The 25,984-nt window shown below is 72.1% G+C and carries 23 protein-coding genes and 1 pseudogene; 11 read left to right on the top strand and 13 right to left on the bottom strand.

Annotated elements, in window-relative coordinates; translation table 11 throughout:
- Positions 1-47: 47 nt before the first annotated feature.
- Complete coding sequence (locus AQI95_RS15635) at positions 48-833, bottom strand: adenosylcobinamide-GDP ribazoletransferase (RefSeq protein ID WP_067123266.1); 786 nt, start codon at positions 831-833, stop codon at positions 48-50.
- Between the two features lie 60 nt (positions 834-893).
- On the opposite strand from AQI95_RS15635, the gene AQI95_RS15630 reads away from it, so the two are divergent.
- A complete protein-coding gene (locus tag AQI95_RS15630) occupies positions 894-1,658 on the top strand; it encodes a hypothetical protein (RefSeq protein ID WP_067123263.1) in 765 nt (254 codons plus the stop codon).
- On the opposite strand, the gene AQI95_RS48325 is transcribed toward AQI95_RS15630, so the two are convergent.
- The 3 genes from AQI95_RS48325 to cobT all read right to left on the bottom strand — a co-directional run bounded on the left by AQI95_RS48325 (position 1,598) and on the right by cobT (position 5,411).
- Positions 1,598-2,362, bottom strand: a complete 765-nt coding sequence (locus tag AQI95_RS48325; RefSeq protein WP_067123259.1) for a hypothetical protein — start codon at positions 2,360-2,362, stop codon at positions 1,598-1,600. The genes AQI95_RS15630 and AQI95_RS48325 overlap by 61 nt on opposite strands.
- A 9-nt stretch (positions 2,363-2,371) precedes the next feature.
- A complete protein-coding gene (locus tag AQI95_RS15620) occupies positions 2,372-4,168 on the bottom strand; it encodes a phosphatidylglycerol lysyltransferase domain-containing protein (protein ID WP_067123256.1) in 1,797 nt (598 codons plus the stop codon).
- Between the two features lie 127 nt (positions 4,169-4,295).
- Positions 4,296-5,411, bottom strand: a complete 1,116-nt coding sequence (gene cobT, locus AQI95_RS15615; protein WP_067123253.1) for a nicotinate-nucleotide--dimethylbenzimidazole phosphoribosyltransferase — start codon at positions 5,409-5,411, stop codon at positions 4,296-4,298.
- Between the two features lie 133 nt (positions 5,412-5,544).
- Here cobT and AQI95_RS15610 point away from each other — a divergent pair, with 133 nt between their 5' ends.
- A complete protein-coding gene (locus AQI95_RS15610) occupies positions 5,545-6,546 on the top strand; it encodes a class I SAM-dependent methyltransferase (RefSeq protein ID WP_067123250.1) in 1,002 nt (333 codons plus the stop codon).
- A 57-nt stretch (positions 6,547-6,603) separates the two neighbouring features.
- Here the strand turns inward: AQI95_RS15610 and AQI95_RS15605 are convergent, their stop codons facing one another.
- Positions 6,604-7,806 carry a bifunctional adenosylcobinamide kinase/adenosylcobinamide-phosphate guanylyltransferase gene (locus AQI95_RS15605; protein ID WP_067123247.1) on the bottom strand — a complete coding sequence of 401 codons (1,203 nt, stop codon included), beginning with the start codon at positions 7,804-7,806 and terminating at the stop codon, positions 6,604-6,606.
- Positions 7,807-7,886: 80 nt separating this feature from the next.
- Between AQI95_RS15605 and AQI95_RS15600 the strand changes: the two genes are divergently transcribed.
- On the top strand, positions 7,887-8,102 hold the full coding sequence (locus tag AQI95_RS15600) for a hypothetical protein (protein ID WP_067123243.1): 216 nt from the start codon (positions 7,887-7,889) through the stop codon (positions 8,100-8,102).
- Between the two features lie 39 nt (positions 8,103-8,141).
- Here the strand turns inward: AQI95_RS15600 and AQI95_RS15595 are convergent, their stop codons facing one another.
- The 3 genes from AQI95_RS15595 to AQI95_RS15585 all read right to left on the bottom strand — a co-directional run bounded on the left by AQI95_RS15595 (position 8,142) and on the right by AQI95_RS15585 (position 10,683).
- The gene (locus AQI95_RS15595) at positions 8,142-9,215 is read right to left on the bottom strand and encodes a S1C family serine protease (RefSeq protein WP_067123240.1); all 1,074 of its coding nucleotides are present in this window, start codon (positions 9,213-9,215) and stop codon (positions 8,142-8,144) included.
- A 56-nt stretch (positions 9,216-9,271) separates the two neighbouring features.
- The gene (locus AQI95_RS15590; RefSeq protein WP_067123237.1) at positions 9,272-9,973 is read right to left on the bottom strand and encodes a class I SAM-dependent methyltransferase; all 702 of its coding nucleotides are present in this window, start codon (positions 9,971-9,973) and stop codon (positions 9,272-9,274) included.
- 83 nt (positions 9,974-10,056) lie between these two features.
- Positions 10,057-10,683 carry a DUF3043 domain-containing protein gene (locus tag AQI95_RS15585; protein ID WP_208614184.1) on the bottom strand — a complete coding sequence of 209 codons (627 nt, stop codon included), beginning with the start codon at positions 10,681-10,683 and terminating at the stop codon, positions 10,057-10,059.
- Positions 10,684-10,971: 288 nt separating this feature from the next.
- On the opposite strand from AQI95_RS15585, the gene AQI95_RS15580 reads away from it, so the two are divergent.
- Both AQI95_RS15580 and pspAA read left to right on the top strand, forming a co-directional pair.
- The gene (locus tag AQI95_RS15580; protein WP_079071279.1) at positions 10,972-11,763 is read left to right on the top strand and encodes a PspA/IM30 family protein; all 792 of its coding nucleotides are present in this window, start codon (positions 10,972-10,974) and stop codon (positions 11,761-11,763) included.
- Between the two features lie 33 nt (positions 11,764-11,796).
- Positions 11,797-12,075 (top strand): PspA-associated protein PspAA, encoded by a 279-nt coding sequence (gene pspAA, locus AQI95_RS15575; RefSeq protein ID WP_067123228.1) that lies wholly within the window; start codon positions 11,797-11,799, stop codon positions 12,073-12,075.
- A 113-nt stretch (positions 12,076-12,188) separates the two neighbouring features.
- Here pspAA and AQI95_RS15570 read toward each other — a convergent pair.
- Positions 12,189-12,944, bottom strand: a pseudogene (locus AQI95_RS15570) (hypothetical protein); the annotation flags it as partial.
- Positions 12,945-13,004: 60 nt separating this feature from the next.
- Here AQI95_RS15570 and AQI95_RS15560 point away from each other — a divergent pair.
- The 3 genes from AQI95_RS15560 to AQI95_RS15550 all read left to right on the top strand — a co-directional run bounded on the left by AQI95_RS15560 (position 13,005) and on the right by AQI95_RS15550 (position 18,163).
- On the top strand, positions 13,005-14,225 hold the full coding sequence (locus AQI95_RS15560; protein WP_067123219.1) for a sensor histidine kinase: 1,221 nt from the start codon (positions 13,005-13,007) through the stop codon (positions 14,223-14,225).
- Positions 14,222-14,899 carry a response regulator gene (locus tag AQI95_RS15555; protein WP_067123215.1) on the top strand — a complete coding sequence of 226 codons (678 nt, stop codon included), beginning with the start codon at positions 14,222-14,224 and terminating at the stop codon, positions 14,897-14,899. The genes AQI95_RS15560 and AQI95_RS15555 overlap by 4 nt, the downstream gene beginning before the upstream one ends.
- Before the next feature lie 162 nt (positions 14,900-15,061).
- The gene (locus tag AQI95_RS15550; RefSeq protein ID WP_067123212.1) at positions 15,062-18,163 is read left to right on the top strand and encodes an efflux RND transporter permease subunit; all 3,102 of its coding nucleotides are present in this window, start codon (positions 15,062-15,064) and stop codon (positions 18,161-18,163) included.
- Between the two features lie 75 nt (positions 18,164-18,238).
- On the opposite strand, the gene nadA is transcribed toward AQI95_RS15550, so the two are convergent.
- Complete coding sequence (nadA, locus tag AQI95_RS15545; protein ID WP_067124031.1) at positions 18,239-19,423, bottom strand: quinolinate synthase NadA; 1,185 nt, start codon at positions 19,421-19,423, stop codon at positions 18,239-18,241.
- Positions 19,424-19,685: 262 nt separating this feature from the next.
- Between nadA and AQI95_RS15540 the strand changes: the two genes are divergently transcribed.
- Positions 19,686-20,042, top strand: a complete 357-nt coding sequence (locus AQI95_RS15540) for an iron-sulfur cluster assembly accessory protein (RefSeq protein ID WP_023551351.1) — start codon at positions 19,686-19,688, stop codon at positions 20,040-20,042.
- Positions 20,043-20,147: 105 nt separating this feature from the next.
- Here AQI95_RS15540 and AQI95_RS15535 read toward each other — a convergent pair whose 3' ends face one another.
- Both AQI95_RS15535 and AQI95_RS15530 read right to left on the bottom strand, forming a co-directional pair.
- Positions 20,148-21,746, bottom strand: coding sequence for a hypothetical protein (locus AQI95_RS15535; protein ID WP_067123210.1), 1,599 nt, complete (start codon positions 21,744-21,746; stop codon positions 20,148-20,150).
- A gap of 102 nt (positions 21,747-21,848) precedes the next feature.
- Complete coding sequence (locus tag AQI95_RS15530; RefSeq protein WP_067123207.1) at positions 21,849-22,058, bottom strand: hypothetical protein; 210 nt, start codon at positions 22,056-22,058, stop codon at positions 21,849-21,851.
- Positions 22,059-22,188: 130 nt separating this feature from the next.
- On the opposite strand from AQI95_RS15530, the gene AQI95_RS15525 reads away from it, so the two are divergent.
- Entirely contained in the window at positions 22,189-23,163 is a 975-nt protein-coding gene (locus tag AQI95_RS15525; RefSeq protein WP_067123204.1) for a carbohydrate kinase family protein, read from the top strand.
- Positions 23,164-23,209: 46 nt separating this feature from the next.
- Here AQI95_RS15525 and AQI95_RS15520 read toward each other — a convergent pair whose 3' ends face one another.
- A complete protein-coding gene (locus AQI95_RS15520; protein ID WP_067123201.1) occupies positions 23,210-24,586 on the bottom strand; it encodes a cysteine desulfurase/sulfurtransferase TusA family protein in 1,377 nt (458 codons plus the stop codon).
- 288 nt (positions 24,587-24,874) lie between these two features.
- Between AQI95_RS15520 and ctaC the strand changes: the two genes are divergently transcribed.
- Entirely contained in the window at positions 24,875-25,834 is a 960-nt protein-coding gene (ctaC, locus tag AQI95_RS15515; protein ID WP_067123198.1) for an aa3-type cytochrome oxidase subunit II, read from the top strand.
- Positions 25,835-25,984 lie beyond the last annotated feature (150 nt).

The following is a 25,984-nucleotide window of genomic DNA, read 5'->3' as shown; positions in this document are numbered from 1 at the left end:
CCGAGAAGGCACCGCCCCGACACCCGGCCGGACCCATCGGACAGGCCCTAGCCGCCGAGGGCCAGGACGACCAGCGCGGCCGTCGCCGCCGTCTCCTCCAGCGCCCCGAAGACATCCCCCGTCACCCCGCCGAACCGGCGTACGCACCGCCGGAGCAGGAGTTCCGCGGCCGCCACGGCCAGCAGCACCGCCGCCGCCCCGCGGAGCGCGCCGTAGCCGCCGAAAGGCGTGCCCCCGGCCCCCGCCGCCAGTGTGACGGCGGCTGCCGCGGCCAGTGCGCCCGGCATCGGGACCACCCCGGCGACCGCCGCGCCCAGACCCTCCGGGCGGGCCGCCGGGACATCGGCGCGGGCGGCCAGGGTGAGGGCGAGGCGGGCCGTGACCGCCGAGGTCACGGCCGCCGCGGCACCCCGGGCCCAGGAATCGCCGTAGAGCTGCGCCAGCACCGCGACCTGGGCCAGGAGCGTGAGGACGAGGGTGAGCACGCCGAACGGCCCGATGTCCGACTGCTTCATGATCGTGAGCGCTTCCTCGGCGGACTTGCCGCTGCCCAGCCCGTCGGCGGTGTCGGCGAGCCCGTCGAGGTGCAGCCCGCGGGTCAGCGCCGCGGGTACGGCGACGGAGGCGACGGCGGCGAGCAGGGGACCGGCGCCCAGAAGGAGCAGGACCAGTGCGAGTCCGGCCGCGCAGACGCCGACGACCAGCCCGGCCACGGGCGCGCTCAGCATCCCGCCGCGTGCGGCCTGCCGGTCCCAGCGGTGCACCCGGACGGGCAGCACGGTGAGGGTGCCGAAGGCGAAGCGGAGGCCGTCGTGAGGGGAGGTCTTGGGCACCGGCGAAGGTTACCCGGCGGTCGCGGAGCCGCCCGCCGCACCCGAGGATAAGGTGCGCATATGGGGCACTGGTGGGAGCGGAACATCGTCGAGCCGGGCAAGCTCCCGCTGCTGCTCGCGCTCGCCGCCTTCGTGCTCACGTTCGTCGTCACCCGCGTGATCGTCCGTCTGATCCGGGCCGGCAAGGGCCCGTTCCGCAACGTCAAGGCGGGCGGACTGCACATCCACCATGTGGTGCCCGGGGTCGTCCTCACCGTCGTCGGCGGCTTCGGCGCGGTCGCCAGCGACCGGCACGGCGCGGGCGGGGCCCTCGCCGCCGTCGTGTTCGGGATCGGCGCCGGCCTGGTCCTGGACGAGTTCGCCCTGATCCTGCATCTGGACGACGTCTACTGGACCGAAGAGGGCCGCAAGAGCGTCGAGGTCGTCGTGCTCACCGCCGCGCTCGTCCTGCTGCTGCTCGCCGGGTTCTCCCCGTTCGGCGTCAACGACCTGACCCAGCAGGAACTGCAGGACCGCGGCGGGGCGCTCACCGCCATCGCCATGAACTTCCTCTTCGCGCTCATCGCCCTGAGCAAGGGCAAGACGCGCATCGCGGTCTTCGGGGCGGTCGTGCCGCTGGTCGCGCTGTTCGGGGCCGTCCGGCTGGCCCGCCCCGGCTCCGCGTGGGCCCGCCGCTTCTACGGCCGCCGCCCCCGCGCCCGCGCCCGCGCCGCCCTGCGCGCCTACCGCCACGACCGCCGCTGGGCCCGGCCGCGCCGCGCCCTTCAGGACTGGATCGGCGGCAAGCCCGACCCGCGCCCGGTCCGGCTGCCCGGCCGCCGCTGACCGCGCCGCGACAGACGGCCGTACGCCCGCCGCACCCGGAGCCGCAGTCCGCGCCCGTGGCGGTGCCGCACCGCCACCGCCAGGCACAGCACCCCCACCGCCATCAGCGCGGCCAGATGCTCCTTGCCCGCCAGGTTCTCCTTGACCAGCACCTCGGCCACCATGGCGACGGTCACCGCACCCGCCGTCGCGTAGGCGCCGTAGCGCCACGCCACGTACACGGCGAGCCCCACCACGGCCGCCGACGGACCGGTGTCCACCACCTGCGCGTCCGTCCACGGCAGCCCGAACGGGGCGTGCGCGCCGAGCGAGATGCCGATGCGCGCGTACAGGGTCCCGGCGAGCGTGGCGACGTACGCGATGACCAGCGTCCGCCACCAGCCGATGCACACCTCGGCGATGCCGAACACCAGCAGGATCTGCACCAGGGCGCCCCACACCGGCAGGTCCAGCGCCGGTACGAACAGCGACAGCGGAGTGCGCAGCAGGGCCAGCCACAGCGGGTCCTCGGCCCGTACGGCGCCCATGTTCTGCACGAACTGATAGCCCCACGACCGGTTCTGCACGAACTGCAGCAGAGCCGTCAGACACACCGCCCCGACCGTCATCGGTACCGCCTGCAGGCGCCGCTTCAGCAGGGCCTCCCGCGCGGTGACGTACAGCAGCCCCCACTCCTCACGGGCCCAGCGGGCGAGGGTTCTCATCTGCGTTCCTCATCGGTGCGTGTCCAGGTGCCTGCGATGCAGCCACTTCGGCAGACCCGGCGCCTCCAGAAAGCCTTCCGCGCGGGCCGAGGAGAGGCCGATGCGCGGGAGGTCCGCGCTCTTCTCGAAGAGCAGGAACCGCGGTTCCCAGATGGGTCGGTACTTGGCGTTGGCGCGGTACAGCGACTCGATCTGCCACCAGCGGGAGAAGAAGCTGAGCAGCGACCGCCACAACCTCAGCACCGGTCCGGCACCGAGGCGCGCGCCACGTTCAAAGACCGATCGGAACATCGCGAAGTTGAGTGAGACCTGGGTGATCTCGATCTCGCCCGCCCGGCGCAGCAGTTCGATGACCATGAACTCCATCAGCCCGTTGTCGGAGTCCCGGTCGCGGCGCATCAGATCCAGGGACAGCCCGTGCGGCCCCCAGGGCACGAACGACAGCAGGGCGCGCAGCCGGCCCTCGGCGTCCGTGCACTCCAGCATCACGCACCGCCCGTCCTCGGGGTCCCCGAGCCGGCCGAGCGCCATGCTGAAGCCGCGCTCGGTCGCCCCGTCCCGCCAGTCGTCGGCGCGTTCGACGAGATACGCCATCTCGTCCGCCGAGATGTCCTCGTGCCGCCGGATCCGCACCTGGTACCCGGCCCGCTTCACCCGGTTGTACGCCTGCCGGACCGTCCGCATCGCCCGGCCCTCCAGCGTGAAGTCGGCGACCTCGACGATCGCCTCGTCGCCGAGTTCCAGGGCGTCGAGGCCGTGCCGGGCGTAGACCGTCCCGGCCTCCTCGCTCGCCCCCATCACCGCCGGGATCCACCCGTGCGCCCGTGCCTCGGCCAGCCATGGCGCGATCGCGCCGGGCCAGGCCTCCGGATCCCCGAGCGGATCCCCGGACGCGAGGCTCACCCCGCCGACCACCCGGTAGGCGACGGCCGCCTTGCCCGTGGGCGACCACACCACGCTCTTCTCGCGGCGCAGCGCGAAGTAGCCCAGCGAGTCCCGCTCGCCGTGCCGCTCCAGCAGGGTCCGCAGCTGCTTCCCGTCCTCCTCGGTGATCGGGTCGACGGCGCGCCGGGAGCGGAAGGCGGCGTAGAACACGGCGAGGACGAGAACCGTGCTGAGCACGTTGATCGTGACGTTGGCCCAGTTCGGCGGGGCGATCCCAGGGAAGCTGGACTCGTCGGCCGACACGGACACCAGACGCAGATTGCCGTAGTGCCAGCGCTCCACAAGGGTCGAACGGGCCGCGTCCGGCGCCTGGTTGGTGACCGTCACCAGCAGCGCGGCCAGCAGGCTCGCGACCAGCCCGCCGCCGACCGCGACCGTCGCCGCGAGCCGGGGGTTGGACCGGTCGCCCTTCGCGTAGAACTCGCGGCGGCCCACGACCAGCGTGCCGACGAAGGCGGCCGTGAGCCCCAGGGAGATCCAGTTCTGCGGGTACCGCCGCAGCTCCGGGAAGATCATGGCGAACGCGAACAGGGCGAGGAAGGCCCCGCTGAGCACGAGATTGAGGATCCAGGCGGCCCGCTTCCTGCGCCGCATGGTGATCGCCAGGAACGCGGTGAACACACCCGAGGCGAAACCGGCCGTCAGCAGGTACGGCGTGAAGAAGTCGTCCTGGTTGTGCCGGCGCACGTCCTGGCCGAGCGAGACCCAGACCGCGCTGAGGAAGTTGATGAAGGCGACGGTCCGCAGGTACCAGACAGCGAAGGCGGCGGCCCGCCGGGAGGCCCCGGTGGACCGCCGCCCCTCCTCGCCCGGACGCCCCGGTTCGGCTTCCTGCGGCACGGCAATTCGGGCATCTCCCATGGGTCAGGATCATATGGGCGCCGCCCTGGCGAACCACACTTTTCCGCCGGGGGTTCTCCCCGCTCCGCCGCGCCGGCACTCGGCCGGTACGGCGGAGTCCGGCTGCGCCGAACCGGCCGAAACCCGACTACTCCGTCGGCTCTTCCGGCCTCTTCTCCGGCTCGTTCCGCGGCTCGCTCTCCGGCTCCTTCTCCGGCTCCGGCCTCTCGGGCAGCTCGGCGGCCAGCGCGGCAGCGCTCCGCACCAGCGGAAGCGCCAGCACGGCCCCCGCGCCCTCGCCGATCTGCACCCCCTGCTCCAGCAGCGGTTCCAGGGCCATCCGGTCCAGCGCCTTCGCCTGCCCCGGCTCCCCGCTGTCGTGCCCGGCCAGCCACCAGTCCGGCGCCCGGAACGCGATCCGCTGCCCGACCAGCGCGCACGCGGCGGCCACGACGCCGTCCAGGATCACCGGCAGCTTCCGCACCGCGCACTGCAGCAGGAACCCGGTCATGGCCGCGAGGTCCGCCCCGCCCACGGTCGCGAGCAGCTGCAACTGGTCCCCGAGCACCGGCCGCGCCCGCCTGAGCGCGTCCCGGATCGCGGCGCACTTGCGCATCCACGCCAGGTCGTCGATCGCGAGCCCGCCCCGCCCGGTCACCACCGAGGCGTCGGTCCCGCACAGCGCGGCGATCAGCACCGCCGCGGCCGTGGTGCCGCCCACGCTGATGTCGCCGAGCACCACCAGATCCGTACCCGAGTCGGCCTCCTCGTCGGCGACGGCGATGCCCGCGCGCAGCGCCGCCTCGGCCTCGTCCAGGGTGAGCGCGTCCTCGATGTCGATACGGCCGCTGCCGCGCCGCACCCGGTGCCGTACGACGTCCTCGGGGAAGGCGTCCGGAGCGCAGTCCAGGGCCATGTCCACGATCCGTACCGGCACCTCCTGCCGCCGGGCGAGCACGGACACCGGGCTCGCGCCCTCCAGCACCGCCCGCACCAGCTCCCGCGCACCGCCCGCGGGCCGCGCCGAGACACCCAGCTCGGCGACGCCGTGGTCACCGGCGAAGAGGATCACCCGGGGCCGATCGATGGGACGTACCGGTACGGCGCTCTGCGCGGCGGCCAGCCACTCACCCAGCTCGTCGAGGCGGCCCAGCGCCCCGGGCGGCACGTTCTGGCGCTCCCGCCGGGCCTCGGCGTCACGGCGCACGCCCCCGTCCGGGCGCTCGATCAGATCGGTGAAGTCGTCCAGATTAAGCCTGCTCATTCGCCGAACAGTACCGGCAGAGAACGAACGCTTCCGCGCCACACGGTCACCATGTACCGGCGACGTCTTTGCACCCAAGATCAGGATCCCTTACGTTCCGGTTTGCAGCGGAATGTCGCTCAGGGAGCCGCCCATGCCGACCTCGCCCGTCACCCCGAAGAACCTCCCCCACGGGGGGTACGCCCAGCGGTCCTGCGACCCGCTCCTCGAACCGCGTCGCGAGAACTGCCCCTGGTGCGGCTCCGCACGGCTGCGCACCCGGGCACGGATGCGTGACCCGCTGCGGCACCGGCCGGGCAGGTTCGTCGTCGAACAGTGCCGGGACTGCGCCCACACCTTCCAGAACCCCCGGCTCACGGCGGAGGGGTTCGCCTTCTTCCACCGGGACGTCTACGAACGGCAACTGGAGGAGTTCACCGCCCGGGTGCTGTCCGCCGACGCGGTCCGCCGCCGGCACCGCGCCACCGCCCACAAGCTGTCGGCGCTGGGCGAACCCGAGAGCTGGCTGGACGTGGGCACGGGCCACGCCCGATTCCCCGAGGCGGCGAAGGAGTTCTTCCCGTACACGAGCTTCGACGGCCTGGACCCCACGGCCCGGGTGGAGCAGGCGCAGCTGGAGGAGCGGGTCGAGGAGGCCCACCGCGGCTACCTCGCCGCCCCCGCGACGACGGCCCGGCTGCGCGCCCGCTACGACGTGCTCAGCATGTTCCGCCATCTGGAGCACGCGCCCGACCCGCGCGCCGAACTCCGCGCGGCCCTGACGGTGCTGCGCCCCGGCGGCCACCTGATCGTCGAAGTCGCCGACCCGCGCTGTGCGTTCGCCACCCTGCTCGGCAGACGATGGCTCCCCTACGGCCAGCCCCGCCATCTGCACCTGGTGCCGCTGCGCAACCTGCGCGCGGAGTTGGAGGCGCTGGGCTGCGCGATCCTCGTGACCGACCGCAGCGGCCCGCACATCCCCTACGACCTCTCGGGCGCCCTCGCCCTGGCCTCGGCCCCCTATGCCCTGCTGAGGTTCGCCGCGGCGCCCCTGCGGGATCCGGTGTCGGCCCTCGACCACGTCCTGGCGCCGCTGCTGCGCCACACACGGTTCTCCAACGCGTATCGGATCGTGGCCCGCAAACCCGTCCGCTGACCGCGCGCGCCGTGCGTGCCCGCGCCTCGCCGGCGCCGGAAGGCGAGCGGACCCGCGTCACCCCCGCAGCACCGACGCCTGCCCGGCGACGATCAGCAGCACCTGCTCGCACTCGTCGGCGAACACCGCGTTCAACCGGCCCAGTTCATCCCGGTACCGCCGCCCGGACGCGGTCGCCGGCACGATCCCCGACCCCACCTCGTTGGACACGGCGACCACGGTCCGCCGAGTGCGGCGCACCGCCTCGGCCAGCTCCCGCACCCGCTCCCGCAGGGACTTCTCACCGCCGCCCGCCCACTCCGCGTCGTCCCACGCCCCCACGCGGTCCATGACGTCCGTCAGCCACAGCGACAGACAGTCGATCAGCAACGGCGGCCCGTCCTCGCGCAGCAGCGGCACCAGGTCCGTCGTCTCCGCCGTACGCCACGACCCCGGCCGCCGCTCCCGGTGCACGGCCACCCGCTGCGCCCACTCGGTGTCCCCGCCGCGCGTCCCGCCCGTCGCCACGTACAGCACGTCCGGGAAGGACGCGAGCCGCCGCTCGGCCTCCACCGACTTGCCCGAGCGGGCCCCGCCCAGCACCAGCGTCCGGCGCGGCACGTCCGGCACCTCCTCGTACGCGCCGACCGCCAGCGTCGTACCGTCCGGCACGGCCCGCGCCCCGGCGGCGGCCAGCCGGCGCCGCAACTCCGCGCCGGGCGGCACGTCGTGGTCGAGATGGACGGCGACGACGTCCGTCGTGGGGCCGGCGGAACCGACCGCCCGCAGCCGGGCCAGCGCGTCCGGGCGCCCCACCACGTCGGCGAGAACCAGGTGGTACGACTCCGCCGGCGCCGCCTCCAGACCGGCCGGCGCCCCGCCCGGGGGCAGATACAGCAGCCGCTGCCCGTCCGGCCCGGTCACCGCGTACCCGGTGCCGCCCGCGTCCATCGCCACGGCCCGCACCCGATGCCCCGTCAGCAGCGCCAGCTCCCGCCCGTCCGGCACCCGGCCGGGCTGCGGCAGCCCGGCCGGCACCTCCACCGCCGGTCCGTCGTGCGGATGCGACAGCAGCACCTGCCGTACCCCGCCCAGCGAATGCCCGGCCCGCGCCGCGGCGAACGCCACGCCCGGCGTCAGGTCGAGCAGCAGCGTGCCGTCCACCAGCACGGCCGTGGCCGCCCGGGCGTCCGGTCCGAGCGCGGTCGCGCAGGCGGCGCAGGGGCAGTCGGGGCGGGGCAGTCCGGCCGGGGCGCCGGTACCGAGCAGAGTCACTTCCACGGAATCGATTTTCGCCCCTCTGATCAGGTCGTGCGCTTCCGGCTAGTCTTCCAGCAGGTGTGGGATCAAAGGAGGTCCAGATGACGGCGTGGACGTGGCGGTTCGAGAAGGCCGACGGGACGGAGGTCCAGCCCCCGGTGCAGCCCGAGGAGTTCACCACGCAGGGGGATGCCGAGTCCTGGATCGGCGAGGAGTGGCGGGCGCTGCTGGACGGTGGCGTCGAACAGGTCCGGCTCTTCGAGGAGGGCACCGAGATCTACGGGCCGATGAGCCTGCAGGCCGCCGCGGAGAGCTGAGCCCCCGGGGGTGCGGCCGGGTCCGGTCGTACCCCCTTCTCACTGCTGGCTCAGCGTCACCTTCACCGTCTTCTCGACACCGTTGCGCTGGTACGTCACCGTCGCCCGCTGGCCCGGCTTGTCCGCCGCCAGTGCCTGCGACAGCGAGGTGATGGTCGAGATCGACTCGTCGTCGAGCTTGGTGATGATGTCGCCCGGCCTCAGGCCCGCCCTGCCGGCCGCGCCGCCGCTCTTGACGGTGACCACGGCCACCCCGGTGGGCTGGTAGCGCTCGTCCACGACGGTGCGCCCGGTGATGCCGAGCGCGGCCCGCCCCGAGTCGACGACCTTGCCCTGCTTGATGATCTGGTCGGCGATCGTCTTCACCAACGACGCCGGGATCGCGAACCCGATGCCGGGTGCCGCGCTGCCCCCGAGCTGGGGGTCGGCGGCGCCGAGCGTCGGGATGCCGATGACCTGCCCGTCCAGGTCGACCAGGCCGCCGCCGCTGTTGCCGGGGTTGATCGCGGCCGAGGTCTGCACCATGTTCGCGATCGTCGCGCCCGTCCCCCCGCCCGCCTCGCTGACGGTCCGCCCGGTCGCCGAGACGATGCCCTGGGTCACGCTGGACGACAGCCCGAGCGGCGAGCCCATGGCCAGCACGATCTGGCCGACCTCCACCTTCTCGGAGTCGCCGAACTTCGCCGCCTTCAGTCCGGCCGGCATCTTGTTCAGCTTGATCACGGCCAGGTCCTGCTCGGGGTAGGCGTACACCAGACTGGCGGTGAGCGGCTCCTCGCTGTTGGCCGTGGTCACCTTGAAGGACTTCTCGGACTCGAGCACGTGCGCGTTGGTGACGATGTGGCCGCTGTCGTCGTACACCACCCCGGAGCCCAGTTCGTGGCTCGCCTGGATCTGCACGACCGAGGGCAGGACCTGTTTGATGATCTTCTGGTACTGGTTCTGCAGATCGGCCGCGGTCATCGGCACGGCCGCCTGCGCGGTCGTCGTGGTGCCGGTGTCCCGCGCCCCCGGAGCGGAGGTGGGCGAGCAGCCGGCGGCGAGGACGGCGCAGCACATCACCGCCGCGGCGGGCACCGCCTTGCCGGGGGCACGGGTACGGGAAGCGTCCATGCCCCGAGTCTCACCGGACGGTGACGGGCGGGCCCGTGGTGTACCCCCGAACGGGCTCAGCCCCGGACGCCGCACAGGTGCAGCAGTGCCGCGGTCCCCCGGTAGGGATCGGTGCGCCCCGCCCGTTCCTCGGCGGCCAGCAGCGTCTGGAGGTCGTCCGGGATCGGTGCGTCGTCCGCGGCCGTGTCCGTGAAGACCCGCACGCCGTACCAGGCGTGCAGCGGGGCGGCGATCCCGGCGAGCGTGCCGGTGAGCGCCGACAGCCGGTCGGCGCGGACGTCCAGCCCGAGGCGGTTGCGGTAGGCGGTGGTGTCGAAGGCGGCCAGGGCGCCCGGCCAGTCGCCGGACAGGCCCGGCCGCAGGGCGAGCGCGTCGGCGTTGCGCACGAGGAGGGAGAGCAGCCCGCCGGGGGCGAGCATCCGGGCCAGCCCCGCCAGCAGCGGATCGGGCTCCTCGACGTACATCAGCACGCCGTGGCACAGCACCACGTCGAAACTGCCCGGCAGGAAGTGCACCCCGGTGTCGCGTCCGTCGCCCTGCACCAGCCGCACCCGCTCGCGGATGCCCTCCGGCTGCGCGGCCAGCGCCTCGCGCGCGGTGGCGATCATCGTCGGATCCTGCTCGACCCCGGTCACCTGATGGCCGAGCCGGGCCAGCCGCAGCGCCTGCGTGCCCTGGCCCATTCCCACGTCGAGCACGCGCAGCCGCTGCCCGACCGGGAACCGCCCGGCTATCTGCTCGTCCAGCTGGCGAGCCACCAGTTCCTGGCGTACGACATCGCGCAGTCCGCCCAGCTTGGTCAGCCAGGCCTGCGCCGCGCCCCCGGTGAAAGCGTCTGCGCTCAGAGCCGCTCTCCGCGCTTGACCTGCGGCTTCGGCAGCCGGAGCCGGCGCATCTGGAGGGACCGCATCAGGGCGTAGGCGACCGCGCCGCGCGTGTTCTGGTCCGGGAAGCGCTCCTTGAGCCGCTTCTTCAGCCGGAACCCGCTGAACGCCGCGTCCAGCACGATCAGCACGATCACCACGAGCCACATCAGCAGCGCGATCGACTGGATCGCCGGTACCCGCACCACGCTCAGCACGAGGATCACGACGGCGAGCGGCAGGAAGAACTCCGCCACGTTGAACCGCGAGTCCACCCAGTCGCGGGCGAACTTGCGGACCGGGCCCTTGTCCCGGGCGGGCATATAGCGCTCGTCACCGGTGGCCAGTGCCTGGCGCTGCCGGTTCAGGGCCTGGCGCCGGTCCTCGCGCTGGCGCTTCGCGGCCTCCTTGCGGGTGGTCGGCGTGTTGGCCACGCTGCGCCGCTGGGACTGGGCCTCACTGCGCTTGGGCGTGGGCCTGCCCTTCGGGGCCTGCGGGTCACGGGGCTGCTTGGAAAGCTCCACCGGCGTCTTGTCGGTGGGAGCCTTCTCTTCCTTGGCACGGCTACGGAACACAAAACCCAAGGGTAAGCGCTGCACGGGCATGGACCCCAGCCCGGCGGGGAACGATCCGGCAACACCGGACGTCGTAGGGGGACAGAGGGGACGTTGCAGACGCTTCACCCGGCGGTCACCGAGGAGACCGCGGCCGGCCCGGAAAGGCTCACCCGGAGGACCACCTACTCCTCACGCCGGATCGATGTCGTCGGCAGTCGTCCTTGGGGATGACCGCATCACTCCCCGAACAGTGCGGTAATGGAGTCAGGGCCCGTACTGTGGTCCTGTCGCAGGATCTGTGAGCTGGAGTCCGTCAGAAGGGGGCGCGCGAAGCCCATGAGCGGTGTCATGAAGCGTATGGGGATGATCTTCCGCGCGAAGGCGAACAAGGCCCTTGACCGGGCCGAGGACCCGCGCGAGACCCTGGATTACTCGTACCAGAAGCAGCTGGAGCTGCTGCAGAAGGTGCGTCGCGGGGTCGCCGACGTGGCGACCAGCCGCAAGCGCCTGGAACTCCAGCTCAACCAGTTGCAGCAGCAGTCCACCAAGCTGGAGGACCAGGGCCGCAAGGCGCTCGCGCTCGGCCGCGAGGACCTCGCCCGCGAGGCGCTGTCCCGGCGCGCCGCCCTCCAGCAGCAGGTCACCGACCTGGAGACGCAGCACACGACCCTGCAGGGCGAGGAGGAGAAGCTCACCCTGGCGGCCCAGCGCCTGCAGGCCAAGGTGGACGCGTTCCGTACGAAGAAGGAGACCATCAAGGCCACCTACACCGCCGCCCAGGCCCAGACCCGGATCGGCGAGGCCTTCACCGGCATCTCCGAGGAGATGGGCGACGTCGGCCTGGCCATCCAGCGTGCCGAGGACAAGACGCAGCAGCTCCAGGCCCGCGCCGGAGCCATCGACGAACTGCTCGCCTCCGGCGCCCTGGACGACCCGACGGGTACGGCGAAGGACGACATCGCGGCCGAGCTGGACCGGCTCTCCGGTGGTACGGATGTAGAGCTGGAGCTGCAGCGCATGAAGGCCGAGCTGGCCGGCGGCGCCCCGCAGCAGGCCATCGAGGGCGGCACCGGCCAGGGGCAGACCCAGCAGCAGCCGCAGGACACCCCGCGCTTCGACAAGCAGTAGCCCGGCGCCGGGACCCGAGCCGAGGAGGCCGACGTGATCGTACGGATCATGGGGGAGGGCCAGGTGAGGCTGGACGACTCCCACCTCGCCGAGCTGAACAAGCTGGACGACGAGCTGCTGGAGCAGATGGAGGGCGGAGACGAGGAGGGCTTTCGCCGCACCCTCGGCGCCCTCCTCGACTCCGTCCGCCGGCTCGGCGCCTCGCTGCCGGACGACGCGCTGGAACCCTCGGATCTGATCCTCCCGTCGCCGGACGCGACGCTGGCACAGGTCCGGGAGATGCTCAGCGACGACGGGCTGATCCCGGGCTGAACCGGGCCCCGAGCCGGTCGTACGGCCCCACGGCCCGGCCCGGGGGAGCGCTCGGGGGTAGTTCAGCGTGAACCAGGTGGTGCGGGACTTCTTGCCACTGCGGGTGGGTGAGCGATCAGCGCCTTGCCGCCGTTCTGCGGCGGCGCGAGGGGAGCCCGGAAGCCGACGTACGCGGTGGTGTCGGAACCCGGCGCGAACTCCAGCCCCTCCACGTCGAAGCCGTTGATCTCCTTCGGGATCTGGCCGTCGGCCGTACCGGCGGCGAACCCGTAGCGGTCGCCGTTCGCCTCGTCCCAGGCCACCAGGTCGTCCCGCAGCCGGTTCCCGGCCGTGCCGAAGGCGAGCCGGGTGGCGGCGCCCGAGCCGGAGAGGGGCGTGGTGAAGACGGTGTTCCGGTCGGCCTTGTACACGCCGTCCTTGTTGTTGCCCGGCGAACCGGTCCAGTAGATCGTGTTCCCGACGCGGCCCGCGCCCTCGATGTCGACCTCCTTGTCGGCGCCCAGCGCGCCGCCCAGGTCCCAGGTCTTCACCGGCGCGCCCGAGGCCGAACCGTCGTACAGGCGCAGGGTGTCGTCCTCGTCGTTGCCGACGACGACATGGCCGCCGCCGACGTCCACGGCGGCGGAGGTGTCCGAGGCGCCGGTCAGATAGGCGTCGGCGGAGTGCTGGACGGCCGGGGAGGCCGCGTGGTGCAGGGTGGCCGTGGCGGTCTTGCCGCCGAGACCGGTCACCTTCAGGGTGAGGTCGGCCTAGCCCTCGGAGTGCGCGGAGGCGTCGGCGCCGCTCTGCGCGACGGTGACGGTGACGACCGGGTCCCCGGTGCTGCCGACGGCGCCCGAGACCAGTGCCAGAGCGGCGGCGGACCAGATCGCACGGCTCGGGCGATCACCGGTACAGGCCGTTGCAAAGCCCCCGTAGTGTTCCTTCTCGTGAGCACTCTCGACCGCGCCCGCTGCAGCCTCACGGCACATCCCTGGGCTCTGGACGCGGCCCTCGCCGCGGGTGTGCTGGTGTGCATGGTCGCGGGATCCTTCGTGACCCCGCACGGCAACAGCGGCGTCACCTGGGGCGTCCGCACCCCCGCCCCCCTCAGCCTCCTCCTCATGGTCCTGGCCGCGGCCGCCCTCGTCCTGCGCCGCCGCGCCTCGAAGACGGTCCTCACCGTCACCGGCACCTTCGCCGTGATCGAGTGCGTCACCGGCGACCCGCGCGCCCCGGTCACGATGGCCGCCGTGGTCGCCCTGTACACCGTCGCCTCGACCACCGACCGCACCACCACCTGGCGCGTCGGTCTGCTCACCATGACCGTGCTGACGGCCGCCGCCATGCTCGGCGGCCCGCTGCCCTGGTACGCGCAGGAGAACCTCGGCGTGCTCGCCTGGACCGGCATCGGCGCCACCGCCGGGGACGCCGTACGCAGCCGCCGCGCGGTCGTCCAGGCCATCCGGGAGCGGGCCGAGAGGGCCGAGCGCACCCGTGAGGAGGAGGCGCGCCGCCGGGTCGCCGAGGAGCGGCTGCGCATCGCCCGGGATCTGCACGACGTCGTCGCCCATCACATCGCCCTGGTGAACGTGCAGGCAGGTGTGGCCGCACACGTCATGGACAAGCGGCCCGACCAGGCCAAGGAGGCGCTGGCCCATGTCCGTGAGGCGAGCCGCTCCGCCCTCGACGAACTGCGCGCCACCGTCGGCCTGCTCCGCCAGTCCGGCGACCCCGAGGCCCCGACCGAGCCCGCGCCCGGCCTGAACCGTCTGGAGGAGCTGGCCGCCACCTTCCGCAACGCGGGCCTGCCGGTCGCCGTGGCCCGTGCCGGCCAGGGCGGCGACCTGCCCGCCGCCGTCGACCTGGCCGCCTACCGGATCGTCCAGGAGGCGCTGACCAATGTGCAGAAGCACGCGGGGGCCGGGGCCGGGGCCGAGGTCAGCGTCGTACGCGTCGGACCGAACGTCGAGGTCACCGTGGTGGACGACGGCGCGGGCGCGGCGGGTGTGCCCGGGGCCGGCGGCGGCCACGGGCTGCTCGGCATGCGTGAGCGGGTCACCGCCCTCGGCGGCACCCTCACCACAGGGCCCCGCTACGGCGGCGGTTTCCGCGTCCATGCGATCCTGCCCCTCAAGACCCGTACGACGGCCCCGGGGGAGTCCGCATGACGATCCGTGTCCTGCTCGCAGACGACCAGGCCCTGCTGCGCAGCGCGTTCCGGGTGCTGGTCGACTCCGAGCCCGACATGGAGGTGGTGGGCGAGGCCTCCGACGGCGCCGAAGCGTTTCGCCTGGCGCAGGAGCAGCGCGCGGACGTCGTCCTCATGGACATTCGGATGCCGGGCACCGACGGGCTCGCCGCGACCCGGATGATCAGCGAGGAGCCGTCCCTCGCCCAGGTCCGCGTGGTCATCCTGACCACGTTCGAGGTCGACGACTACGTGGTCCAGGCCCTGCGCGCGGGCGCCTCCGGCTTCCTCGGCAAGGGCAGCGAGCCGGAGGAACTGCTGAACGCCATCCGGGTCGCGGCGGGCGGCGAGGCCCTGCTGTCGCCGACCGCCACCAAGGGGCTGATCGCGCGCTTCCTCGCCCAGGGCGACGGCGACGACCGTGACCCGGCGCGCTCGGCGCGGCTCGGCGCCCTCACCGGCCGGGAGCGCGAGGTGCTCGTCCAGGTCGCGGGCGGCCACTCCAACGACGAGATCGCCGAGCGGCTGTCGGTCAGCCCGCTGACGGTGAAGACGCACGTCAACCGGGCCATGGCCAAGCTGGGCGCGCGCGACCGGGCACAGCTCGTGGTGATCGCGTACGAGTCGGGGCTGGTCCGGCCGCGCACGGACTGATCTCCACCCGTGCCCACCCGCGGTGTACTCCGTTCTCCACCCCGGCGTACTGCGGGCGGAGTAGGGCTCGGATAAGGAAATGGACCCTGGGCCTACGGTTCGGCTCTCCGTGATGGTTCAAGGTGAAAGGGTCTGCCGCTCACAGAAGAGAGACCCTGATCCATGTCCTGGCTGTCGAGATTCAGCCTCCGGCAACGGGCCCTCATAGGCCTGATGTCGCTCGTCGCGCTCGTCTTCGGGCTGATCGCGATACCCCAGATCAAGCAGCAGCTGCTGCCCACCATCAACCTGCCCATGGTGTCGGTGATCGCGCCGTACCAGGGTGCCTCGCCCGATGTGGTCGAGAAGCAGGTCGTCGAGCCGATCGAGACCAACCTCCAGGGCGTCTCCGGCGTCAAGGGCGTCACCTCGACCGCCAGTGAGGGCAACGCCGTGATCATGGCGTCCTTCGACTACGGCAACGACACCAAGCAGATCGTCTCCGACGTCCAGCAGGCCGTGAACCGGGCCCGCAACCAGCTGCCGGACGCCGTCGACCCGCAGGTCGTCTCCGGCTCCACGGACGACATGCCGACCGTGGTCCTCGCCGTCACCTCCGGCAAGGACCAGCAGGCCCTCGCCGACCAGCTGGACAAGACCGTCGTACCGACCCTGAAGGACATCGCCGGCGTCGGCCGCGTCCAGGTCACCGGCGTCCGCGATGTACAGGTCACGGTCACCCCGGACGACGCCGGGCTCGCTCGGGCGGGTCTCACCTCCGCCGCGCTCGGCCAGGCCCTGCAGGCGGGCGGCGCGACCGTCCCGGCCGGCTCCTTCGACGAGAACGGCGCCAACCGCACCGTCCAGGTCGGCGGCGGCTTCACCTCGCTGCGGCAGATCCAGGACCTGATGGTCACGGGCGAGAGCGGCGGCAAGCCCGTACGTCTCGGTGACGTGGCCACCGTCAAGGAGCAGCCGGCCCCGGCCGACTCCATCACCCGCACCGACGGCAGGCCCAGCCTCGCCGTCAACGTGACGATGGACCACGACGGCAGCGCGGTCAGCATCTCCGACGCGGTCAAGGACAAGCTGCCCGAGCTGCGCACGCAGCTCGGCTCCGGCGCGAAGCTCACGGTCGTCAGCGACCAGGGCCCGGCCGTCTCCAAGTCCATCAAGGGCCTGACGACGGAGGGCGCGCTGGGTCTGCTCTTCGCGGTCCTGGTCATCCTGGTCTTCCTCGCGTCGATCCGTTCGACGCTGGTCACGGCCGTGTCCATCCCGCTGTCCGTCGTCCTCGCCCTGATCGTGCTGTGGACGCGCGGCCTGTCGCTGAACATGCTCACGCTCGGTGCGCTGACCATCGCCATCGGCCGTGTCGTCGACGACTCGATCGTTGTGCTGGAGAACATCAAGCGGCACCTCGGCTACGGCGAGGAGCGGGGGGACGCGATCCTGAACGCGGTGCGCGAGGTCGCCGGCGCGGTCACCTCCTCCACCCTCACCACGGTCGCCGTGTTCCTGCCGATCGGGCTGGTCGGCGGCATGGTGGGCGCCCTGTTCGGCTCGTTCAGCATCACGGTGACGGCGGCCCTGCTGGCCTCCCTGCTGGTGTCGCTGACGGTCGTGCCGGTCCTGGCGTACTGGTTCCTGCGCGCCCCGAAGGGCACCCCCGAGGACGCGGCCGAGGCCCGCCGGCGGGCCGAGGAGAAGGAGGCGAACAGCCGCCTCCAGCGCTTCTACGTCCCCGTTCTGCGCTTCGCCACGCGCCGCCGTCTCACTAGTGTGCTGATCGCGATCGTGGTCCTCGTGGTCACGTTCGGCATGGGCGGCCTGCTGAAGACGAACTTCTTCGACCAGGGCGAGCAGGAGGTCCTCACCGTCAAGCAGGAGCTGAAGCCCGGCACCAGCCTCGCCGAGACGGACAGGCAGGCGAAGCGGGTCGAGCAGCTGATCGCCGCCACCGAGGGCGTCAAGGACTACCAGGTCACCGTCGGCTCCTCCGGCTTCATGGCGGCCTTCGGCGGCGGCACCGACACCAACCAGGCGTCGTACCAGATCATGCTGAAGGACTCGAATTCGTACGACGACGTCCAAAAGCATCTCGAGGACGGGCTGAAGAAGCTCCAGGGCATCGGTACGACCACCGTGTCGGCCGGTGACGGCTTCGGCAACCAGGACCTGAGCGTCGTGGTCAAGGCCTCCGACCCGCAGGCCCTGCGCACGGCCTCGGAGCAGGTCCGCTCCACCGTCGCGGGCCTCGACGGCGTCACGGACGTCACCAGCGACCTCGCCACCAGCGTGCCGCGGATCTCGGTCAAGGCGGGCGCCAAGGCGGCGGCCGCCGGTTTCGACGACCAGAAGCTGGGCGCGGTGGTCGCCCAGGCGGTGCGCGGTACGACGGCGGCGAAGGCGACCCTCGACGACACCGAGCGCGATGTCGTGGTGCGCTCCGCCAAGCCCGCCACGACCCTGGCTCAGCTGAAGAACCTGCGTGTCGGCCCGGTGAAGCTCGGTGACATCGCCACGGTGCAGCTCGTGGACGGCCCGGTGTCGCTGACCCGGATCGACGGGCAGCGTGCCGCGACGGTCACGGCCAAGCCGACCGGTGACAACACGGGCGCGGTCAGCACCAAGCTCCAGTCGAAGATCAAGGCGCTGAAGCTGCCGGCGGGTGCCACTGCCGAGATCGGCGGTGTCACCTCCGACCAGAACGACGCGTTCAAGAACCTGGGCCTGGCCATGCTGGCGGCGATCGCGATCGTCTTCATGCTCCTGGTCGCGACGTTCCGCTCGCTCGCCCAGCCCCTGATCCTGCTGGTGTCGATCCCGTTCGCGGCGACCGGCGCGATCGGCCTGCTGGTCGCCACCGGCACCCCGATGGGCGTCCCGGCGATGATCGGCATGCTGATGCTGATCGGCATCGTGGTGACCAACGCGATCGTGCTGATCGATCTGATCAACCAGTACCGCCGACAGGGCTACGGCGTGGTCGAGGCCGTGATCGAGGGCGGCCGGCACCGTCTGCGCCCGATCCTCATGACGGCCCTGGCGACGGTCTTCGCCCTGCTGCCGATGGCGCTGGGCGTCACCGGCGAGGGCGGCTTCATCGCCCAGCCGCTCGCGGTGGTCGTGATCGGCGGTCTGATCACCTCCACCCTGCTGACGCTCCTCCTCGTCCCGACGCTCTACGCGATGCTGGAGCTGCGCAAGGAGCGCCGCGCGAGGAAGCGGGCGGCGAAGAAGGAGGCGAAGGCGGAGAAGCTGCCGGAGCCGGCCGGAGTCTGACCGCTTCGGCAGTCCTGCCCCACGGCATGGCGAAGGGCCGGGTCCCGCACACGGGACCCGGCCCTTTCGCGCGTCCTACGGAAGGGCGAGCATCCGCTCCAGCGCCAGCTTGGCGAACGCCTCCGTCTCCTCGTCGACCTCGATCCGGTTGACCAGGTTGCCCTCGGCCAGGGACTCCAGGGCCCAGACCAGATGGGGCAGGTCGATGCGGTTCATGGTCGAGCAGAAGCAGACCGTCCGGTCGAGGAAGACGATCTCCTTGCCCTCGGGAGCGAAACGGTTCGCCAGGCGGCGGACCAGGTTCAGCTCGGTGCCGATGGCCCACTTGGAGCCGGCCGGGGCCGCCTCCAGCGCCTTGATGATGTACTCGGTGGAGCCGACGTAGTCCGCCGCGGCCACGACCTCGTGCCTGCACTCGGGGTGGACCAGGACGTTCACGCCCGGGATGCGCGCACGGACGTCGTCGACCGACTCCAGGCTGAAGCGGCCGTGCACCGAGCAGTGGCCCCGCCACAGGATCATCTTGGCGGCCCGCAGCTCGTCCGTGCTCAGCCCGCCGTTCGGCTTGTGCGGGTTGTAGACCACGCAGTCGTCCAGGGACATGCCCATGTCCCGGACCGCGGTGTTGCGGCCGAGGTGCTGGTCGGGCAGGAACAGCACCTTCTCGCCCTGCTCGAAGGCCCACTCCAGCGCGCGCTCGGCATTGGACGAGGTGCAGATCGTGCCGCCGTGCCTGCCGGTGAACGCCTTGATGTCGGCCGAGGAGTTCATGTACGAGACCGGCACCACCTGCTCGGCGATGCCCGCCTCGGTCAGGACGTCCCAGCACTCCGCGACCTGCTCGGCGGTCGCCATGTCGGCCATCGAACAGCCGGCGGCGAGGTCGGGCAGGACGACCTTCTGGTCGCCGGAGGTGAGGATGTCCGCCGACTCGGCCATGAAGTGCACACCGCAGAAGACGATGTACTCGGCCTCCGGGCGAGCGGCCGCGTCCCGGGCCAGCTTGAAGGAGTCGCCCGTGACGTCCGCGAACTGGATGACCTCGTCGCGCTGGTAGTGGTGGCCGAGCACGAAGACCTTGTCGCCGAGCTTCTCCTTGGCCGCGCGGGCACGCTCGACCAGGTCCGGGTCGGACGGCGAGGGCAGGTCACCGGGGCACTCGACGCCCCGCTCGCTCTTCGGGTCGGCCTCACGGCCGAGCAGCAGCAGGGCGAGCGGAGTCGGCTGCACGTCGAGCTCCGGGGTCTGGGCGGTGGTCACGACACGCACCCTTTCTACTTTTCGTCTAACTGACGCTATCTATCATAACTGGTTCACGTCACTTTGACGATGGCCATAGCGTCGATGTGACGTGAATCCCGCCCGGGTCCCCCGCGGGACGCTGTCGGCGTCGTGAGCCATGTGCGAGCATGAAGAGGCAAGCATCACGCGACAACGCGACTGCCCGGCCCGGAATGAATCCGCGGAAGCGACGGTTGCACTCGTCGGCAAGCAGTCTCCGTACAACCCGGGAGAGATGTAGATGTCCGTATCGGACGAGACCACCACCGTCACCGACGGCATCATCCTGACCGACGCCGCCGCGGCCAAGGTCAAGGCCCTGCTCGACCAGGAAGGGCGCGACGACCTCGCGCTGCGTGTCGCCGTCCAGCCCGGCGGCTGCTCCGGCCTGCGCTACCAGCTCTTCTTCGACGAGCGCTCGCTCGACGGAGACGTGGAGAAGGACTTCGGCGGCGTCAAGGTCGTCACGGACCGGATGAGCGCTCCGTACCTGGGCGGCGCCACCGTCGACTTCGTGGACACCATCGAGAAGCAGGGCTTCACGATCGACAACCCGAACGCGACCGGTTCCTGCGCCTGCGGCGACTCCTTCAGCTGAGCCGCCGGCCCCCGCGGCCCGGCGGACCGAGAGAGGCGGCGGCCCCCTGTACGGGGGGCCGCCGCCTTCGTCGTACGCCGAACGGCTCCTTCGCCGTCTGCGCGGCTAACGGGCCTGCGGTGAGGCGTCCGGACGCAACGCGCCGGGCTCGGCCCGCGGGATCCGCGCGCCGTCGGCACCGACCACCGTCCGAGCGTGCAGCGGCGCGGCCAGCCGTACGGTCTTCACGTACTCCTTGGCGATCAGCACGCACACCTTGTCCGGCCAGGGCGTCTCGGTGACCGTGACCGTCACCCGCTCGGCGCTCTCCTCGGCCGTCGCCCGGTAGTCGGCGCACACCCCGCCGAAGAAGCTCACGGTCAGCTCCCGGCCGTCGGCCGAGTAGCCGGTCACCTTCACGGAGTGCGGCTTCGGCGCCCTGCTCGGCCCGCCGGAGGGAGCCGCCGCCGACGCCAGGTACCGGGGATCGACCGCCGGATACGTCACCGTGGACGCACCCTGGTCCGCCGGCGCGCGCACCTCGAACAGCCAGGACGGCACCAGCGTCTGCCGCCCGGCGACGGAGTGCGCGGCCAGCCCGAACACCGCCTTGTCCACGGTGGCCCGGTCGCCTCCCTGCTTCGGCACCGTCATGGCGGACTTCGACCCCGCCGTGGAGGTGCCGCAGGGCTGCTCCAGCCGGTCCTTCAGCGGCACCGGAGCGGCACAGCCGCCGATCCCCATCCGGTGGTCGCCCTTCGGCGCCGCGTTCATCAGCTTCAGCGTCTTCGCGGCGCTCAGCACGGGATACACATCGCCCTTCACCGGCACCCCCAGCAGCCCGTGCCCGCCGACCAGCTCGCCCTGCCGGTCCACGATCAGGCCGGTCGTCCAGCCGTACGTCGGCAGCCCGCCGACCACCGGCTCGGCGTTGACCACCCGCTGGGTGCCCATGACCTGGCCCGCGTCGATCTTCGCGTCGTCCAATCCGGCCGCCTTCAGCACCGGTGCGGCGGCCTCGGTCGCCTTCGGCACGCTCACCGGGGCGCCGGTGGGGCCCATCGGGTCATGCGTGCACAGGACGCCCTTCCTGCAGTTGTCCGTGCCCGGCGCATACCGGTTGAAGCTCCAGCTGCCCGGCGCGTCCCGGTTCACCTGGAGGCTCGGCCCGGAGCCGTCCTTGCCGCCGACCCGCCAGATCCCTCCCTCGGCCACCGGCGTGCCGTCGACGCCGAGCGCCTTCGCCAGCCGGGCCACCGCGTCCTTGCCGACCTCGCCCTTCGGCACGTACACCGGCGCGGAGCCGGGCCCGTCCGGCAGCTCGCCGCCGGCCACGTAGGTCGCGCCGTAGGGGTCCGGCTCGCCCGGGGCGATGCCGCCCGCGCCGCCGAAGCCGTCCAGGGCGAGCGGTGGGGGAGTGGCCCCGCCGCCCGCTCCGGGGCCGCCCGCGGAGCTGCCCGTGCCGCTGTTCGCCGCGAGATAGGCGCCACCGCCCCCGACCAGCAGCACGGCGGCGGCGACGGACAGGACGGCGAGCCGCGACCGCCGCCGCCCGCCGGGCCGGCCCTCGCCGCCCCCGGCGCCGTCGGCCCCGTCCTCCGCCGCGGTCGCCGGCCCGGGCCGCCCGCGGTCCTCGACGCGGTCGAGGCCCTCATGGCTCCCTGCTCCCTCCGGGTGCTCGGAGCCCTCGGCGTGCTCGCGGTTCTCGGGTCCCTCGGTGTTCACCGCATCGCTCCTCGCTGGTCGTATCCCGCATCCCCCACGTGGGGGACGGCGATGGGACGCGGGAGGGGAGCGTGCGGTTCCCGGCGGAACGCGCCCGGCGCGTCAGTCGCCGTAGTCCGACATCGCGTCCAGCAGCCGCGCGGACCTGTCCGGCACGGTCACCCCGTGGATCAGGGACGGCGGCACCGGCCGGGACTCGGTGTGCTCGGGAACCGTCCAGTGCGGAGCCATCCGGGCGCAGTCGCCGCGCAGCGCGGCGAGGTCGCCCTCGGGGTCGGCCGGAGCGGCGGAGCGGAACTTGAGGTTCGTCATGACGGCACGGTAGGCCCGCGTCGGGCGCGAAGAAAGATCTACTATCGGGTAGTTTCGCCACCTACAGAGCAGACGGCCCGACCGGGTAGCGTGAACTGTCAATCCAGCCTTCCGCAGGAGAATCCCCGTCGTGCGCATCGCAGTCACCGGCTCCATCGCCACCGACCACCTCATGACCTTCCCCGGCCGCTTCGCCGACCAGCTGGTCGCGGACCAGCTGCACACGGTTTCGCTCTCCTTCCTGGTGGACAACCTCGACGTGCGCCGCGGCGGCGTCGGCGCGAACATCGCCTTCGGGATGGGCCAGCTCGGCACGCTGCCGATCCTGGTCGGTGCCGCCGGCTCCGACTTCCACGAGTACCGGGCCTGGCTCGACCGGCACGGCGTGGACACCGAGTCCGTCCGGATCTCCGAGACCCTGCACACGGCCCGCTTCGTGTGCACCACCGACGCCGACCACAACCAGATCGGCTCGTTCTACACCGGAGCGATGAGCGAGGCCCGCCTCATCGAGCTGAAGACCGTCGCCGACCGGGTGGGCGGCCTCGACCTGGTCCTCATCGGCGCCGACGACCCCGAGGCGATGCTCCGCCACACGGAGGAGTGCCGCTCGCGCGCGATCCCCTTCGCCGCCGACTTCTCCCAGCAGATCGCCCGCATGGACGGCGACGAGATCCGCGTACTGCTGGACGGGGCGACGTACCTGTTCTCCAACGAGTACGAGAAGGGCCTCATCGAGACCAAGACCGGCTGGAGCGACGCCGAGATCCTCGCCAAGGTCGGCCACCGCGTCACCACCCTCGGCTCGCGCGGGGTGCGCGTCGAGCGGGTCGGCGAGGACCCGATCGAGGTCGGCTGCGCCGAGGAGGAGCGCAAGGCCGACCCCACGGGTGTCGGTGACGCCTTCCGCGCGGGATTCCTGTCCGGACTGGCCTGGGGCGTTTCGCTGGAGCGCGCCGCGCAGGTGGGCTGCATGCTGGCGACGCTCGTCATCGAGACCGTCGGGACGCAGGAGTACCGGCTGCGGCGGGCGCACTTCATGGAGCGGTTCACCAAGGCGTACGGGGACGAGGCCGCCGAGGAAGTCCGGGCTCACCTGGCCTGACCCGGCAGCGGTGTGCGCCGGGCGGCTGCCCGGGGGCTGCGCCCCCTCAGCTCACCCGGCGTACCACGTACGCCGTTCCCCTCCGGGCCGGTTCCTCCCCGACGTACTCCTGCCCCCGCATCTCGCACCACGCCGGGATGTCCAGGCGGGCCGCCTCGTCGTCGGAGAGGACCCGGACCGTGCCGCCCACCGGCACCTGTGCGAACACCTTGGCGAGTTCGATGACGGGGATCGGGCAGCGCTTGCCGAGGGAGTCGACGACGATCTCCCCGGCTCCCGCGGCCGTCTCCGGCGCCGGTGCGTCGAGGCTCTCCCGGACGCCCGCGACGGCACCCGGCAGCACCGCCAGGAACCGCTCCACATCCTCCTCGGCCGCCCCCATCGGCAGGGACACCCGTACGTTGCCCTCGCTCAGCACGCCCATCGCCTTCAGTACATGGCTGGGCGTCAGCGTGCTGCTCGTGCAGGAGGAACCCGAGGAGACCGAGAAGCCCGCCCGGTCCAGCCCGTGCAGCAGTGCCTCGCCGTCGACGTACAGGCAGGAGAAGGTGACGATCCCGGGCAGCCGCCGCTCGGGGTCCCCGACGACCTCCACGTCCGGCACCAGCTCCGGCACCCGCGCCCGGATCCGCTGCGTCAGCTCCCGCAGCCGTACCGCCTCCTGGGCCGCCTCGGCCCGCACCGCGCGCAGCGAGGCCACCGCCGCCACGATCGCCGGGATGTTCTCGAACCCGGGGGCGCGCCCCGACTCCCGCTCGTCGGCCGGTCCTTGGGCGGCGAACCGCACCCCCTTGCGTACGGCGAGCAGTCCGACCCCGGACGGTCCGCCCCACTTGTGCGCGCTGGCCGCCAGCAGCGACCAGGCGCCCTCGACCGGCCCCCACCCGAGCGACTGCGCCGCGTCCACCAGCAACGGCACCCCGCCGGCCCGGCAGACCTCGGCCACCTCGCCCACCGGCTGCACGGTCCCCACCTCGTGGTTGGCCGACTGGAGCACGGCGAGCGCGGTGTCCGGGCGAAGGGCATTCGCGTAGCCCGTCGGGTCCACGGCACCCACCCGGTTCACCGGCACCTGTGTGACGGTCCCGCCCTCCGCCTCGAGCAGATCGGCCGAATGGAGTACGGAGGAGTGTTCGACGGATGACACGATCAGGTGACTTCCGACCCGCCGCCGTCCGGCCAACGCCCCCGCGATTCCCCTGTGTACGGCCCGCGTCCCGGACGTCGTGAACACCACCTCGTCCGCCCGGCAGCCGATGGCCTCGGCGGCCGCCTCGCGGGCGGCGTCGAGCAGCATCCGTGCCTTGCGTCCCTCCCGGTAGAGCCGGGCGGGGTCCGCCCACCCGTCGTCCAGGGAGGCCAAGAGCGCCTGTCGGGCGACGGGATGGAGAGGAGCGGCGGAGGCGGCGTCGAAGTAGGACACACAGCAACGGTAAGACGTGCGTCGGCCGCAACTCCCCAGGGGCGCGGGGAACTGCGTGACCGGCCACGACCCGTGCCGCGGTCGCAAAGGCACCCGAAACCACCCGGCCTGCTAGGCGCTTTCGGGTGACCGCTAGCGCGTATGCCCCCCTCCCCGCGAACCCCCGGAGGGCGTCGGCTAGGGTTTGGTCCGCATAAACATCCAAACCCCTGCCCGCCGCAGGGCGGCGACCGACCAGCGAGAAGGCCGCAGCCGACCGCGCGGGCGAGACTCTCGGGAAGGCGCTACGTGAGTCCCAACGGCTCCGACCGCTCGCCGCGGCGCCCGATGCGGCGGAAGCTGCTGCAGGCACTGACCGCGGGCCTGGTCCTGGCGACCGCAACCGGTTGCACATACAAGGACTTCCCCCGCCTTGGCATGCCCACCCCGACCACGGAAGAGGCTCCGCGGATCCTCTCCCTGTGGCAGGGCTCCTGGGCTGCCGCGCTGGCCACCGGCGTGCTGGTGTGGGGCCTGATCCTGTGGAGTGCTTTCTTCCACCGGCGCAGCCGCACCAAGGTCGAGGTACCTCCGCAGACCCGGTACAACATGCCGATCGAGGCCTTGTACACGGTGGTCCCGATCATCATCATCTCGGTGCTCTTCTACTTCACGGCCCGGGACGAGTCGAAGCTCCTGGACCTCTCCAAGAAGCCGGACGTCACGGTCAACGTGGTCGGCTTCCAGTGGAGCTGGGGCTTCAACTACGTGGAGAATGTCCCCGGAGTCTCCGGCGACGCCAAGACCGACAAGAACCTGGACGCCATTCCGGACCGGTTCAAGAAGGACTTCCCGGCGAACGCCGGCGGTGTCTACGACGTCGGTACGCCCGCCACGAAGAACCCTGAGACGGGCAACCCCGGTCCGACGCTCTGGCTTCCCAAGGGCAAGACGGTCCGCTTCGTCCTGACCTCTCGTGACGTCATCCACTCCTTCTGGGTGGTGCCGTTCCTGATGAAGATGGACGTCATCCCGGGCCACACCAACTCGTTCCAGGTGACCCCCAACCATGAGGGCACCTTCCTCGGCAAGTGCGCCGAGCTCTGCGGTGTCGACCACTCCCGGATGCTCTTCAACGTGAAGGTCGTCTCCCCGGCAGCGTACGAGGCGCACCTCAAGGACCTCGCCAAGAAGGGGCAGACCGGTTACGTTCCCGCCGGCATCGCGCAGACGAGCCACGAGAAGAACCGGGAGACGAACAACCTGTGAGCATCCTCAACGAACCCCAGGGTGCCGCGGCTGCTGAAGGCTTGTACGCGGACGAGCAGCCGGTCCGGCGCAAGCAGCCCGGCAATGTTGTGGTGAAGTGGCTGACGACCACCGACCACAAGACGATCGGGACGATGTACCTCGTGACGT

Source organism: Streptomyces yokosukanensis, from assembly GCF_001514035.1.
GTDB lineage: Bacteria > Actinomycetota > Actinomycetes > Streptomycetales > Streptomycetaceae > Streptomyces > Streptomyces yokosukanensis.
Note: the sequence above shows the minus strand (reverse complement) of the source record. Positions and strands in the feature narration are given on the sequence as shown.

What these genes read in the sequence shown, in the direction of transcription:
- AQI95_RS15630 (WP_067123263.1), top strand. Translation starts at nt 894, where the DNA reads ATGGGGCACTGGTGGGAGCGGAACATCGTCGAGCCGGGCAAGCTCCCG.
- AQI95_RS48325 (WP_067123259.1), bottom strand. Translation starts at nt 2,362, where the DNA reads ATGAGAACCCTCGCCCGCTGGGCCCGTGAGGAGTGGGGGCTGCTGTAC.
- AQI95_RS15620 (WP_067123256.1), bottom strand. Translation starts at nt 4,168, where the DNA reads ATGGGAGATGCCCGAATTGCCGTGCCGCAGGAAGCCGAACCGGGGCGT.
- cobT (WP_067123253.1), bottom strand. Translation starts at nt 5,411, where the DNA reads ATGAGCAGGCTTAATCTGGACGACTTCACCGATCTGATCGAGCGCCCG.
- AQI95_RS15610 (WP_067123250.1), top strand. Translation starts at nt 5,545, where the DNA reads ATGCCGACCTCGCCCGTCACCCCGAAGAACCTCCCCCACGGGGGGTAC.
- AQI95_RS15600 (WP_067123243.1), top strand. Translation starts at nt 7,887, where the DNA reads ATGACGGCGTGGACGTGGCGGTTCGAGAAGGCCGACGGGACGGAGGTC.
- AQI95_RS15595 (WP_067123240.1), bottom strand. Translation starts at nt 9,215, where the DNA reads ATGGACGCTTCCCGTACCCGTGCCCCCGGCAAGGCGGTGCCCGCCGCG.
- AQI95_RS15585 (WP_208614184.1), bottom strand. Translation starts at nt 10,683, where the DNA reads ATGCCCGTGCAGCGCTTACCCTTGGGTTTTGTGTTCCGTAGCCGTGCC.
- AQI95_RS15580 (WP_079071279.1), top strand. Translation starts at nt 10,972, where the DNA reads ATGAGCGGTGTCATGAAGCGTATGGGGATGATCTTCCGCGCGAAGGCG.
- AQI95_RS15555 (WP_067123215.1), top strand. Translation starts at nt 14,222, where the DNA reads ATGACGATCCGTGTCCTGCTCGCAGACGACCAGGCCCTGCTGCGCAGC.
- AQI95_RS15550 (WP_067123212.1), top strand. Translation starts at nt 15,062, where the DNA reads ATGTCCTGGCTGTCGAGATTCAGCCTCCGGCAACGGGCCCTCATAGGC.
- AQI95_RS15540 (WP_023551351.1), top strand. Translation starts at nt 19,686, where the DNA reads ATGTCCGTATCGGACGAGACCACCACCGTCACCGACGGCATCATCCTG.
- AQI95_RS15530 (WP_067123207.1), bottom strand. Translation starts at nt 22,058, where the DNA reads ATGACGAACCTCAAGTTCCGCTCCGCCGCTCCGGCCGACCCCGAGGGC.